Below are 13,429 nucleotides of genomic sequence, written 5' to 3' on the forward strand. Positions count from 1 at the left end.
TCTATACAAGGATTATCCCTTTTAAATTAATTTTAGCTCAACTGAAAAAAACTGTGAGAACTATTACCACACCAAGAGAGGGCAGAAGGTTTGAAAGGTTTATTTTTTTTATTTCAAGGAGAATCATTGAAATTCCTAAAATAAGCAGTCCCCCTGTCGCTGTCATCTGGTCAATCATCAACGGTGTGAACCATGCCTGAAATGTTTGAGCAAAAATGGTCAGAGTTCCCTGATAAACAAGTACCGGTATAAAGGCGAAGAGAACTCCTGTTCCATAAGTGGAGGCCAATGCAATAGAAGCAAAACCGTCCAGTATGGATTTAGTGTAGAGCACAGTTGTATCGCCGCGAATTCCTTCATCAAATGAGCCTATTATAGCCATTGCTCCGATGCAGAATATCAGCGAGGCTGTAATCAGCCCGTCGGTAAAAGCAGAGTTTTCTGATTTTACAATATTTTTGAGTTTTTGTGCAAGGCGTTCAAATAAAGTATCAAGTTTAAGCAGTTCACCGATAATTCCGCCTATGAGTATACTGAATATGATGATCAGAATATTCTGAACTTTTAAGGCCATCTGCAAACCGATAAGAATAGTGCAGAGTCCGAGTCCCTGAAAAACTATCTGTCTGATGTTTTCCGGAAACCTGCTTCTTAAGAGAATACCGATCATGGAGCCGCCGATTATGGCGGCACTGTTAACGATGGAACCATAAGGGATCATTTTATTTACCTTGAAGATTATAATTGGATGGAATCAAAAACGCCTATCAGCAGATATTAAGCAATACAAGCCTAAAAAAGGGTGATGAGTTGCAGAGTTGCTATTAGATATGGTTATCCTGCTTAACTTTATGATTTTATCCTAAGCAATTGGTTATCACTTTTTTACCGTTCTGCAATTGTAGATATCTGGTTGTGAAATAAGGTTACAGCCTTCGATTACAGATATTATATAAAAAACGTAACTTTTTATTAAAAATGATTTTTTTGAGCTGAAAAAATGAGTGATTGAAATAAATAGACTTGACACCGGTTTTTACTTTAAATAAGTAAAGCTCTCTACATGCCGGGATGGCGGAATTGGTAGACGCAGCGGACTCAAAATCCGCCGGGTTCACGCCCTTGAGAGTTCGAGTCTCTCTCCCGGTACCAGATAATATAAGGACTTACAGTTTTATGACTGTAAGTCCTTTTTTTGTGGTGTTTTGCAGGATTTCTGTACAACTTTTTTTTGTGGGGAATTTTCCAAGTTCTGCTAGATTGCAGTCTACAAAATTTTAGTGAAAAAAATCGTGGCTGCTACAGTTACAAATGCTGTAATTATTGCAATCAAGATTTTTTTCATAAGACCAGATGGCTTTTGGGTAGAGTCCTTTCGACAAGCCGCATCAAATGCGACGTCAAAAGGGACTATTTTATTCAGAAATTTGTTCCAAAGCGGTCTCCAAGTCGCGTTACCGAGAGTGTCACAGTATTTTTTAAATAAAATCCATATTTCTAGCATCTGTACCTCAGTAAGATTTTTGTCTTTTAACGATAAATTTTAACTCCAGGAATAGTAATGAGTTATGCCCCTGAATACCACTGGTACAAAAGGACAACAAACATAACCCCCTACACAGAAATTTTCCTCAAACTCGTGGCTACTATCGCGTAATAAAAAGTATTTAGGGTTTTCTCTGTACTTTTCACTCAGCACTAGGGGGCAGTATTCCTTGCTCTTTTTCACAGGCTCGGTTTTGTTCTGATTATTTAAAGCAAGGAGCAGGGCACTTAAATTCAGGATGTCCGGTAGAACGCTTTGATCACTATTTTTGTATATTGAACAAACTGCGTTCAGATAAAAGGCGTGAGTATCTGGGGATGTATGAGGATAGTAGATGTCGTTTTTTTGTACAACCATACCCCGGACTTGTCGTTCCGCATAAGCATATTCAGTGACGTGGCCGGGGTAGAGTTGGGCTCTGAATTTAGAAAGGATATGTTTCCTACTGCGTGTTTTTAGAAATATTCCTTAATGATGTTAATCGCTTGTTCTGCTGCATGCCCGTCTCCATAGGGGGCTATGTCGCGTTTGGGAAGAAAATTGGGTGTGTGCCACAATCTATTGTGGCCGGCTTCTACTGTTTCGACCCACTCGGTTTCGTCTCTAAGGGTAATACATGGGGTTTGTAAAAAGAAAGCTTCCTTTTGCAGTCCTCCGGAATCCGTATAAAGAGTCGCCGCATGCTGAAGAAGTTGAATCATGTCGAAATATCCGACCGGGTCAATCGTGGTCAATCCTGCAAGTGAAATCCCAAAGCGTTCTGCTGCAATACGGGTTCTCGGGTGGAGTGGGAAAATAACCGGTTTGCTTTGTGCGGCTTCTTTAATATAAGATATTGCGGCCTGAAGTGTCTGCTTTGAGTTCGTGTTCTCTGCACGATGAATTGTTGCCAGATTGTAGCCCTGTTTTTTCAGGGCCAGCTTTTCAAGTATTGTGGATATTGTTCCAGCTTTACGGGAAGCCAGTAGGCACATGTCATACATAACATCCCCTATATTGTGAGCTTTGTCCGTAATACCTTCTTCTTTTAAATTTTTCATAGCTTCTTTTGTGGGACAGAGCAGGAGGTCGCTGGCATGATCCACAAGAACACGGTTCACTTCTTCGGGCATTTTGCGATTGAATGAACGCAGGCCAGCTTCGATGTGGGCTACGGGAATATGCATTTTTACAGCGCTCAGGCAACCGGCGAGGGTACTGTCGGTATCTCCGTAGATGATGACCATGTCGGCTTTCAGCTGAGGTAGGATTTCATCAAGAGCTTCCAAAATGCGTCCGGTTAGTACTCCATGAGTTTTGCCGTTGATACCCAGATTGACTTCAGGAGCCTGAATGCCTAGCTCTGTGAAGAAAATTTTCGACATGTTGGCATCAAAGTGCTGGCCTGTATGGATAAGACTGTGGCGAAAGTTTTCAACCTTGGCCAATGCCATTCCCAGAGGGGCGGCTTTAATAAACTGGGGGCGCGCTCCAACTATAGTCACAATGTTTTTCATATGGCTCTCTTCACCCGGCTTTGACGATTCCGTCGTCTGTTTTTACATATTGCAGATTGCAGGATTCGCAGAACAGGTCCTCGCCTAGCTTTACCCCGCAATCACACACCCACCCTGTTTGCCGGGCTGGGGTGCCGATCATCAATGCATTGGGTTTAACGTCTTTGGTTACGGTGGCTCCCGCGCCGATCATTGAATATTGCCCGATGGTGACACCGCAGACAATTGTGGAGTTGGCCCCGAGTGTGGCCCCTTTTTTTACCAAAGTAGGACGTAGTTCATCCATCCTTGGTATGTGTGCTCTTGGGTTGAAGACATTAGTGAAGACCATGCTTGGGCCGCAGAAAACATCATCTTCAAGGGTAACACCGTTGTATACGGAGACGTTGTTTTGAATTTTGCAGCCGTTGCCGATGGAGACGTTAGGGCCGACAACAACATTCTGCCCTATTGATACACGCTCACCTATGCTCACATCTCCCAGAATGTGGGAAAAATTCCAAATCTTTGTCTTAGCGCCAATGGTCACGCCTGAATCTATAACCACGGTCTCGTGGGCAAACCATTCCTCATTATCCTGTTTTTCGGAAATTTTGATTACTTTGCCGTTTTCGTTCATAGACAGTTGTGCCGCATTGAGCACTTTAAGGACATTGAGGCCTTCAATTCCGTTAGTATAGGGCTCTTTTCTGGTTTTGATGGAGTCAATGAACTGGGCGCATTCTGAGCGCAGGGGCTCTTTTTCCTCAATGTCTACTTTTTCTGCATCGGCCTTAAGCGGAACAGGGGAGCCGTTTTTCCATTCAATTGAGTGTGAGTATATTAAAAGTTTTTCATCCCATGGTTTTGTATCGTCAAAAACGGCCATTTTTTTGTCACCGACTACAACCAGTTTCTGTTCCTTGAAGGGGTGCAGCCATGAAACAAAGATATGTGCTTTCAGATCGGAATTGAAATCCAGATGTGTAGTGGTTACGTCGGCTATTTTCTTGCGCAGATAGCTTCCGCCTGTTGCCATGACGGATTCCGGAAGTTCTCCGGCCAATGAAAGGATCATAGATATATCATGAGGGGCAAAGGAGAAAAGGATGTTTTCTTCCCGGCGTATTTTTCCGAGGTTCAGTCTGTTGGAGTAAATGTAGTTGATGCGTCCCAGTTTTCCGTCCTTAGCCATCTCTTTCAGGCGGATGAATGCCGGATGGTAGTGCAGTAAATGCCCAACCATAAGGATGCGTTCTTTTTCTTTTGCCAGCGCAATCAGTTTTTTACCAGTGGCTTCATTTAAAACAAGCGGCTTTTCAACATACACATCTTTGCCCGCATCAAGAGCTTTCTCTACTAGTTTGAAGTGTGTTTCAGCCGGAGTGGCGATGACTATGCCTTCGATTTTTGGGTCATCCAGAATGTGTTGGTAAGAAGTGGTTGTTTTCACTCCCTTATACTGCTCAGACATTGCAACGAGAGTATCTGTGGTGCTGTCACACATTGCCCGCAGGACTCCGAGTTGGTAAAAATTACGGACAAGGTTCTTGCCCCAGTATCCTGTCCCAATTACGGCTATATTTTTTTTCACAATTGTCCCCTGGAGTAATGCTGTGTTTTTTATGTTTAAGTATAGCAAAGTCCTTCGGCACAGCCTGCTAGAATAATCATCGCAAAATATTGAATCATTAAGATATTTTCTTGTCAATCAGTTTAAAGTATAACATCAGCAAGTGACAGGAATCATTCGGATTGATGTTGGCTCAGTCACATGTTTTTTTACTAAATTTTATTATTCTTATGGGTCATATTGTCTCGATGTTGTTTTCCACTTGGCGTAATTGCTTAGGCGTAAAGCTCTAAATTGTAGTCTTCCGTGTATTGGTATAACAGGAAAAAGAATAGTGGCGGTGCAAATGTTTTTGGCTTGTTAAGCTTTATGTTCTACAGGCTCAAGAACGACATTTAATAGAATTTAGTACCACCTGATGAAAACTATACTATGGCCGGATTACGGTCGTTGGTTGAAAAGGCTCTAAGGCATAAAACTACGAACTCATGAGGAAATAAAATGAGTAACGGACAAGAAGATATTCAAAGTATTTATAGAGGTTACCATCCTCGGACACATGACGGTAGTGCTCCGCAAACCCGCAGTTTTAGCGAAGCTGTCGCTGTTATGGAAGCTTTCAATAAGGAACAGAGTGAGGATAGATTTCGTGCTGAGCTTGTGAAAATTGCCTACACCGATCTTTGTGCCGTTGCAGTCAGGGAAACTAAAATTGATAAGGTCTGGCAGTATATCTGATTTTTAGTTTGAATTATTTTATATGCTTAAGCTGACCAGCTGTTAATGAATTTTTAAAACAGGGGAGGGGTGACCTTCCTCTGTTCTTTTATCTGGATTTGTATTTATATCTACCTAGTTGATATCCTTTTAATATCTGTTCTATAAAACTATAATAGTTGATCAAATTGATAACAGCTAAAGCAAAATGTATATTCGTTATAGTCTATTACCCTCTGAAAATTTAAATATATTTTCTTAATATTTGTTTTTTGATCTAACCAGTATAGAAATAGGAAACATTAGTCCTTTTTTACACTATGCTTCTCTGATTTAACTAAATGGATCAGAAATAAAAAATTTAGTTAACATATAGGTAAGATACTTAAAAATAGAATATTAATATATCCGTATATTACCATTTGGGCATGATGAGCATATCTATATGCTGTGCTATATTGATTTCTCAAAAATTAGTCGTTTTATATGTCTGGACTCTGCAAAATAAGTTCTATACTGTTTAATTAGCTGATTTACCTGTTTTTATTTTGTCATCAAGCTAATATCTATTTGCGTTGGAGCCACTTTTTAATGAGAACTTTGTTTTTTGATGCCAATGATTACAGATTGCTGGAGTTACTTAACGATGCCCTGAACAGTGATCTGGATAGTGGTCAGGTTGAAACTCTGCTTACTCCTTATTTACGTCCGCATGGAATCAAGGAGTTGGCGGCTTCTTCCGGATTGCGTATCGCATATGCAACTGTGCATCTGCTGGAGTCGCTTAATTCAAGGAAAGCCACAGAACGGATCAATGCTTTAACCGCATTGCGGGATGAAGTTTTCAGCAGTTCCAAGGGACAGTTGCGTCTTAATCGTGCGCGGGTAATGATTCAGATTATTAAAGAACTGATACGTTCCAAAGGAAACCCCGGACGACAGCTGGAGTTTGCCCACGATTTCAGATCCGTTGCTTCAGGACGGCCCAGTTTTGTTAGGGATCAGCTGCGCAAATATCATCTGCTTGAGATGCCAGAGGATTGGAATCAGGTCTCTTTTGACAACCGTGTTCATGATGCAAACAGCAAAGGGCGCAAATCTGCTACCCACTTGATGATGGATGCATGGATTAAAGGCATACGAAGATTAACGGTTGTTTATTATAATTATGTGGATCGCAAGGTTCTTGAAGAATTATTCAGCTCCGCAGCAATACTGGGTATAACTGTTCAGGTTGCAATTGAATTTAAATCAGTGTTCAGAGGAAGATTTGTAAAGCTTGACTGGACTCCGTCAAAACTGAGGGACAAAAGTGATATCGAGTCCTTTTTCAGTCATCCCGGTGTGTCGGCCCTTATGGAGGACGGAAAAAAAGCTCAGCAGAAAACAACTGATTATGTGAAGGATCTTGCCGCCCTTTTTAATTCCAAGCATAGGGCATCTATTGAACAGGAATTCGGGATTAGTCTCCCACATATCGATTTTGATGAAATGGTCCGCTCGGAAGATTGTCTGCAACCTTCGGTGCTGCATCTCGGTAAGTATATTCATCGTCTTGCCCTGCCTTTATTTATAGAAAAGGTGAAGGCGTTTAAGAAAGAGTATCCGGAAGCTTCCTACGACAGGCAGGCTGAGATAGCTATGCACGTAGAGTCCTTGAAATCTCTTGATGCTGATACAATTGTTGCCAGATATCTGCAGCCTTCTGAAAATACGGAACTTCCTGATCCTGACAAACCGGGCAACTCTGAGAATGAACCTTTGCTTTTAAGGATGACGCCAAAGGAACTCTCAGACAGAATTCATCATATATCCCATTCTTCTGATCTGACTTTGATACTTTCCGGGTTGAGTGTCGCTGATGTAATTGAAATTATTTATGATTGTAAAGGCAAGATCAACTATTTCGAAACATTCAGTATCAAGACTTATCAAGGTTCTTCATTGCTGGACAGACTGCCTTTCAACAGTCTTCAGAAGGCTTTGAATGAGCAGAATGCTGTTGTTTTAAAGAGAATTATACATGATTGTATCGATGGCATCCGCTCTGAAGAGGAAAAAGATCCGGCCAGAGAATTAAGATTGCTGGAAATACTGGATGATTTTGATTCATTAAGATCATTCTACAAATTTTCTCCGCTGCGAACTTCCATAGGTTCAGGTTCAACCGGGCAGTCCAGTAGAAATATCGGTATGGGCTTCGTTGTCCTTGAAACTCTTCCACGTAAAGCTCAGAAGGAAGCGAAATCCAAGAATAAATTTATACCGGCACAGGGTAAAATTTCTTTCATAAAAGAGTTTGTCCCGCCCAGCCATGCCACAGGTTTGCGCAGATTATTGAAACCATTTTATATGGCTCCGCTGGTACGTTCCTTATATTGCCGGGTAGATAAGCTCTGGGAAGTGAAAGATTTTGAAATAATTGATGAAGGCACTGGTAATCTGGTCCCTCTGGGGGGTATCAATTATGAACTTGGAAATGATTTTGACCTTTTCGATGACGATAAACCTGTAAAACCAAGAAGGTCTTTCCGGTATTTAAATAGAAATCTGATTAATATTTCAAAAGTCCTTTGCGGTTTTATTCCAGCCTTTCTGACTTTTTCGCTGACCAAAGACTGGTGGGTTCTGGCATATCTTGGTGCTTTTATCTGGTTCGGCATTACCGGTGTCAGAAATATTATTCAGGCTGTTCTGGGCGGTGGAGGATTTAAAAGATCACCATTTCTGCCATGGAACGAATATGTAAGCTGGGATAGGATTGCTGATTCTCTTTTTTATACAGGATTTTCAGTTCCTCTTCTGGACTGGCTTTGTAAGACTCTGCTCCTCAAGGATCAATTCGGGATTGATACGACAACTGCTCCTTTGATTTTATATTCCATAATGGCCCTGACTAATGGGATGTATATAACAGGGCATAATATATTCAGAGGTCTTCCATCCAGTGCTGCGGCAGCAAACTTTTTCAGAAGTGTACTTTCCATACCTATTGCTCTGGTTTTCAACTGGATTATTGGGCTAGTTCTTATTTCAGCCGGGCATGCTGATGTGGATGTCACTCTGCAATTGTGGGCGGCTGTTATTTCAAAACTTGCTTCGGATTGTGTTGCCGGAATTATTGAAGGTATTGCTGATCGTAATCAGAATATCAAATTGCGCCGTTGGGATTATTCCGAGAAATTACACCAGATTTTTGATACTTTTTCAGCTCTGGAAGTTTCAAATCCCCAGTTGAATATGCTGGATATTTTTGAACAGCCGGAGAAGATAGTTGATGTTGCCGGTCCTGATTGCGTTGTCCCGGCTACAACCATTGTAGCTAATGCTCTTGATCTAATGTATTTCAGATACTACCAGCCAAGGGCTTCGGATTTCCTGCAGATTACAATCTGCTCAATGAGTGAGGATGAAAGGCGGATTTTCTTTGCCTATCAGATGGTTTTATCACAGGAAAAAACAGTGGCCAGAATGTTTGTAGATGGACTTGTCGGGAAGAATTTTTCCAAAGCTCTTTCTTTCTACCTTCTTAAGCATCGCGACTATCTGAATGAAATAAAAAAACGTATGAGATTTTGCCTTATGGATGACCGGCAGAAAATAAATTGAGTCCTATTTTAAATTGGACCTAACCGTTTTTATGCAACTATTTATGCTTTAGCAGTAATAAAAAACTCCCGCTTTTTTAAACAGGAGTTTTTTATTATCTATTTTGGGGTCTGTTGTTATTTTTGTGCGTAAGGGCTGATTGCCTGTGCAAGCTGGTCCGGACAGGATGTCTCTTTATTGCCGCAACGAATTCCAGACAATTTTTCAACAATCTCTTCAACCGGCATTCCTTCAACCAGTTTACCTATTCCTTTCAGGTTACCGTCACATCCTCCGGTAAAAGAAACGTCGTGGAGTTTTCCACTTTCAACTCTGAATCTGATAAGTTTTGAACAGACTCCCTGTGGAACAAAAATATCGGAGTCGTCAGCATCTGGGCGTGATGATTGATCTAGTTTTATTTCGTTAAGATTCATTATTATTTTTCTCTCAGTAGTTAATATTGAATTCAGCCGGTCCGGGCTGAAAGATTTAATGGCCGGAAGCATAAAATATAGGCATGGATTCCACACTGTCAATATGGAGAGCTTGAACTTCAATTTTAGGGATTTTTTCTGAGGCACGAAAACGGGCCTCCTGTTTGGGTGCAGGAGGCCCTATTTAAGAGCTTAAAGAACATCATGAAAACGGACAGAAGAGGCATTCGCCGTAAGTAAGCGATTCATCCATTTATCTCGGTGTTCAGGGGTCTGAAGATGTTCTTTACCTGCTCTCAAAATGTAATATATTTCAACATCGACATTGCTTAAATTCCCGATTTCAGGACATCCGGCAGATTTAAATCTGACTATTTTCTGACTGGGATAATCAGAGCAATGCACTGAATTTTGTAGAAGATCAGAGTAGATGATCAACTTTCTTGATGGAATATTTGATGAGAATTTATGCCATGAAAGTATATTGTTTATAGTTTCAATTATCGGAGAACTCGGGCTTTTAATACGGCCCAGAGTACTGTTGCTGGAAGTCTGCATAAGCGGGTCCAGAAATTCTTTGCGAAAGATTTCTCTTTTGTTTGCTGTCAGAATAGACATCCAGCCTCTCCTGTTTTTTTATCCTATAATTTATAAAAAATGTTTTCAACTATAAATAACAATAAATCTATTCTATTTGAAATGATTAAAAGATTTTATGACAGCAGTTATTAGTTTTAGGACTTTGAAGGTCTAGCTTCTAAAAAAATATTTTTATAGAATAATCTATTAAAATTGGTTTTTATTCGGTATTTTTGGGGGCGTCGATGGTTATATGCGGTAGAATATTGAAAACGCTCCCAGCCTTATTTAAGGATGGGAGCGTTTTCAATCCGGACATTTGGGACAGGTTTGGCGTATTGCCGCCAGATTTGATAGTTGCTTATTGGGTCATATAGTCATCCGGTAGTGGTGTTTTCTTTTAGCATTCATCCGCTGCACATCATTACACGGCGGTTACAATATGATTACTAAACTGAGATATTCTGCATTTTGTTCTCCACAAAAAGGAAGCTTGCCAAATTTTTGATTTTACTTGAAAGGTATAAAAGGTGTAATGTTTAATCATAAGTGAAATTTGAAACTCCATAATCAGGGTAAAAAAGCCCTTACAGGTAGTATGTGCAATTATGAAGTTATTAATCTGCGGAGCTGGGAGTATCGCCCGGGAACTGTTGAAGCAGCTTGGTGATGACTGGGAAGTTACTTTGGTGGACAAATCTTCTGAGGAGCTTGAAAAAACGGCATCCATATTTCCGGATATCGTAAATACTCATGTCGAAGACGCATCCAGTGCAGCCGTTATGGAAAAGCTTGATGCCGGTAACTATGATTATGTTCTGGCTCTTACCGCTGACGATAAAGTTAACTCGGTTATTGCTGAACTCGCCGGAAAGTACGGAGTCAATCACATCTCAGCTTTTATAAAAGATGCTGAAATTGCTGCGGCTCTCAGACATGAAGGCACTCATGTCATTAGAATGAGCAGTCTGGCTGCCGGGCAGCTTTATCATTATCTGCAGGACCCCAGAATGAGAGTTACACCTCTTGGTCTCGGGCCTGCCAATGTAATGGAAGTAAAAGTCTCAGATCATCCTTCCGTTTCGGGCAAGAGGGCAGGATTTTTAAGACGCAGGGGAGCGCGCCTTGCAGCGATATTTCGTGGAGAGAAACTCATTTTTCCAAAAACAGATACGGTGATCAGTGATGAAGACCGACTGGTAATAATTGGTGATACTTCAATTTTTCAGACTGTATGCGGAATACTTGAATGTGGACTTCCCCGTTTTCCTCTTGCATACGGTTCAGGTATTCTTGTTGCCCTGCGTGATTCAGAAAAACGGGAGGGCGTTGCCCCGGAAGCGACAGAGGCTTTATATCTGGCCCAGAATATTCATATCAAGCATGTAACTCTCTTAAACGCTGAACCTGAAGACAGATATGTGGAGCATATAGCCACATGGCCTGATAATTTGAATGTGGCCATGGAATCTGCTGAAGGGACAATTCCTGAGATAATAAGATCTGAATGCCGGCGTGGAAGTTATGGAATGGTGGTTACAAAAGTTTTTGAGAAAAAACTTTTGAAAAGCTTCGGCAGACCAGATTATGTCAGGCTTTCCAATGAAATTGATCGTCCTCTGCTTATTTCAAGGGGAACAGTTCCCTATGAAAAATTTCTGGTTCCTTTCAATGGTTCGGCTATGGCTGAGCTTGCTGTAGAAACGGCAGTTGATATCAGTAAACAAATGGGAGGTGAGATTACTATCGCCATCGTTGAACAACCTGATTTTATAACCGGTGATGGTACCAGCGAGTGGAAGGACAGGGTGCTGGCAAGAGTCAATGAACTCAGCCATGTTCATAAAGTAAGGTTTGATGTTGTCATCGGCAAAGGGAATCCTGTCAAAGAGATTGCCGCAATGAGTTCTGATTTCGGGCTTATGATTGTCGGCAGTAATAACCGCGACCGGGGACTTCTTTCTCCAAATGTCGGTGAAAATATTGCTGCATCGGCTGAATGTTCAGTCCTGCTGATGGCGTTTTAGATATGACAGTTAGCGCAGAAACCGGACTCTTCATCATCGCAATGGCTGCAGCTCTGCTGCCCGGAATAAGCCGTAGGATAGGCTTGCCGTCATCTGTCGGGGAAATTCTCTTCGGAGTAGTTATCGGCCGCAGTTTTCTTGGATTGGAAATGGAGGGCGACTGGCTTCCGTTTCTGGCCCATCTGGGTTTTCTCGTCCTTATGTTTCAGGCTGGAATGGAGATTGATTTCAAGCTGCTGAAAGGTCAGGGGCGCAAAGCCATGGGCTTTCATGGCATGCTGTTCGGGTTGACTATTATTATAGCGTGGTTGTGTGCGGTCTTTCTCTCTCAAAGTGTTTTTATCGCTCTGGTGCTTTCCACAACCTCACTTGGTCTGGTCATGCCGATATTGAAAGAGTCCGGAATTCAAAGCTCCGACTTTGGACAAAGAGTTCTCATCGCAGCGACAATTGCTGATTTTATCACGCTTCTGGGAATCACTTTTTATGTACTATGGATGCAGAAAGGAGTTGGAATTGATCTGCTGATTCCTCTGCCCCTTTTTGTGGCTTTTGCTGTTCTGCTATGGTCTGCCAGATTGTGGGCGTGGTGGAATCCTGAAAAAGCAGAAAAGCTTCTGCTCACTGAAACCCTTCAGGAACAGGGTGTCAGGGTTTCACTTGCTTTGCTGTTTCTCTTTATCTGTCTTTCAGAAATAGTGCATCTTGAGCCGGTTCTCGGGGCTTTTATGGGCGGGTGCATCCTGTCATTTGTTTTGCGTAAAAAGGAAAATCTTGAATCAAAAATTTCAGTCATCGGTTTTGGCTTTCTGATTCCAATGTTTTTTATAAACGTTGGAATGGGATTTGAAATTCAGAATATTCTGACTCCGGAAAGAATATTTTTTACGATGCAACTTTTTGCAGCTTCGTTGCTGGTAAAGTTTGTTCCGTGTCTGATTTTTCCGTTATGGGGAATGAAATTATCTGAAGGGCTTAGAGCCGGGGCTCTGCTTTCTTCCCGTCTAAGCCTCATCATAGCTGCCGCTGCTGTTGGTCTTCAGGAAGGGTATATCAATATCCAGACAAAGGATTCTATTATCCTGCTAGCTCTGGTGACCTGTATCACCGGACCGGTTCTGTTTAATAAATTCAGCAAGCTTTCCAGACGTTCTGTTTAATAGAAAAACCCTTGAAAGGGTTTCAGATTGATGACAAAGTCCTCGCCTTTTGGCGGGGACTTTTTTATATTATTTGCATGTTAAAAAATTCTGATCAAAAGCAAGTCACTGTTGAGCTAGTAACAATTGAAGAGCTGGTTCCTGAAAACCATTTACTTCGAAAAATAAATAAGTTTATCGACTTTTCATTTATTCGAGAGAAGACCAAGCATCTTTACTGTGAGAACAATGGTCGTCCAGCAATTGATCCAGTTGTTCTTTTTAAGATGTTATTTATTGGGTATATATTTGGAATTCGCAGTGAGAGGCGTCTTGTCAAAGAAATAC

The 13,429-nt window shown here is 41.4% G+C and carries 11 protein-coding genes and 1 tRNA gene; 6 read left to right on the top strand and 6 right to left on the bottom strand.

The genetic code is table 11. From position 1 onward, the window contains the following. Nucleotides 1-37: 37 nt before the first annotated feature. Complete coding sequence (locus tag G496_RS0112590; protein ID WP_027179594.1) at nt 38-721, bottom strand: DUF554 domain-containing protein; 684 nt, start codon at nt 719-721, stop codon at nt 38-40. A 344-nt stretch (nt 722-1,065) separates the two neighbouring features. Here G496_RS0112590 and G496_RS0112595 point away from each other — a divergent pair. Continuing rightward, nucleotides 1,066-1,152, top strand: a tRNA-Leu gene (locus tag G496_RS0112595). Nucleotides 1,153-1,543: 391 nt separating this feature from the next. Here the strand turns inward: G496_RS0112595 and G496_RS21350 are convergent. The 3 genes from G496_RS21350 to G496_RS0112610 form a co-directional block, all read right to left on the bottom strand. Next, nucleotides 1,544-1,903: a hypothetical protein gene (locus G496_RS21350; RefSeq protein WP_211233847.1), complete on the bottom strand. Its 360-nt coding sequence runs from the start codon at nt 1,901-1,903 to the stop codon at nt 1,544-1,546. Nucleotides 1,904-2,001: 98 nt separating this feature from the next. Beyond that, a complete protein-coding gene (gene wecB, locus G496_RS0112605; RefSeq protein WP_027179596.1) occupies nt 2,002-3,042 on the bottom strand; it encodes a non-hydrolyzing UDP-N-acetylglucosamine 2-epimerase in 1,041 nt (346 codons plus the stop codon). A 10-nt stretch (nt 3,043-3,052) separates the two neighbouring features. Continuing rightward, complete coding sequence (locus tag G496_RS0112610; RefSeq protein WP_342665380.1) at nt 3,053-4,615, bottom strand: Gfo/Idh/MocA family oxidoreductase; 1,563 nt, start codon at nt 4,613-4,615, stop codon at nt 3,053-3,055. Between the two features lie 480 nt (nt 4,616-5,095). On the opposite strand from G496_RS0112610, the gene G496_RS0112615 reads away from it, so the two are divergent. Both G496_RS0112615 and G496_RS19670 read left to right on the top strand, forming a co-directional pair. After that, a complete protein-coding gene (locus tag G496_RS0112615; protein WP_027179598.1) occupies nt 5,096-5,332 on the top strand; it encodes a hypothetical protein in 237 nt (78 codons plus the stop codon). A 570-nt stretch (nt 5,333-5,902) separates the two neighbouring features. After that, on the top strand, nt 5,903-8,920 hold the full coding sequence (locus G496_RS19670) for a hypothetical protein (protein WP_034633213.1): 3,018 nt from the start codon (nt 5,903-5,905) through the stop codon (nt 8,918-8,920). A gap of 116 nt (nt 8,921-9,036) precedes the next feature. On the opposite strand, the gene G496_RS19675 is transcribed toward G496_RS19670, so the two are convergent. Next, on the bottom strand, nt 9,037-9,336 hold the full coding sequence (locus tag G496_RS19675) for a TIGR03905 family TSCPD domain-containing protein (RefSeq protein WP_084407566.1): 300 nt from the start codon (nt 9,334-9,336) through the stop codon (nt 9,037-9,039). A 192-nt stretch (nt 9,337-9,528) separates the two neighbouring features. Then, the gene (locus G496_RS0112630) at nt 9,529-9,954 is read right to left on the bottom strand and encodes a hypothetical protein (RefSeq protein WP_027179599.1); all 426 of its coding nucleotides are present in this window, start codon (nt 9,952-9,954) and stop codon (nt 9,529-9,531) included. A 569-nt stretch (nt 9,955-10,523) separates the two neighbouring features. Here G496_RS0112630 and G496_RS0112635 point away from each other — a divergent pair. From G496_RS0112635 to G496_RS0112645, 3 genes are all read left to right on the top strand, one after another. Beyond that, on the top strand, nt 10,524-11,942 hold the full coding sequence (locus G496_RS0112635; protein WP_027179600.1) for an NAD-binding protein: 1,419 nt from the start codon (nt 10,524-10,526) through the stop codon (nt 11,940-11,942). A gap of 2 nt (nt 11,943-11,944) precedes the next feature. After that, nucleotides 11,945-13,102 carry a cation:proton antiporter gene (locus tag G496_RS0112640; protein WP_027179601.1) on the top strand — a complete coding sequence of 386 codons (1,158 nt, stop codon included), beginning with the start codon at nt 11,945-11,947 and terminating at the stop codon, nt 13,100-13,102. A 77-nt stretch (nt 13,103-13,179) separates the two neighbouring features. Beyond that, nucleotides 13,180-13,429 (top strand): transposase (locus G496_RS0112645; RefSeq protein ID WP_169725760.1); only part of this gene is annotated, 250 nt, incomplete at its 3' end.

Origin of the sequence: Maridesulfovibrio bastinii DSM 16055, assembly GCF_000429985.1 — a bacterium.
Taxonomy (GTDB): Bacteria; Desulfobacterota; Desulfovibrionia; order Desulfovibrionales; family Desulfovibrionaceae; genus Maridesulfovibrio; species Maridesulfovibrio bastinii.

Coding starts and splice junctions, on each gene's coding strand:
- G496_RS0112590 (WP_027179594.1), bottom strand. CDS start 721: ATGATCCCTTATGGTTCCATCGTTAACAGTGCCGCCATAATCGGCGGC.
- G496_RS21350 (WP_211233847.1), bottom strand. CDS start 1,903: ATGGTTGTACAAAAAAACGACATCTACTATCCTCATACATCCCCAGAT.
- wecB (WP_027179596.1), bottom strand. CDS start 3,042: ATGAAAAACATTGTGACTATAGTTGGAGCGCGCCCCCAGTTTATTAAA.
- G496_RS0112615 (WP_027179598.1), top strand. CDS start 5,096: ATGAGTAACGGACAAGAAGATATTCAAAGTATTTATAGAGGTTACCAT.
- G496_RS19670 (WP_034633213.1), top strand. CDS start 5,903: ATGAGAACTTTGTTTTTTGATGCCAATGATTACAGATTGCTGGAGTTA.
- G496_RS19675 (WP_084407566.1), bottom strand. CDS start 9,336: ATGAATCTTAACGAAATAAAACTAGATCAATCATCACGCCCAGATGCT.
- G496_RS0112630 (WP_027179599.1), bottom strand. CDS start 9,954: ATGTCTATTCTGACAGCAAACAAAAGAGAAATCTTTCGCAAAGAATTT.
- G496_RS0112635 (WP_027179600.1), top strand. CDS start 10,524: ATGAAGTTATTAATCTGCGGAGCTGGGAGTATCGCCCGGGAACTGTTG.
- G496_RS0112640 (WP_027179601.1), top strand. CDS start 11,945: ATGACAGTTAGCGCAGAAACCGGACTCTTCATCATCGCAATGGCTGCA.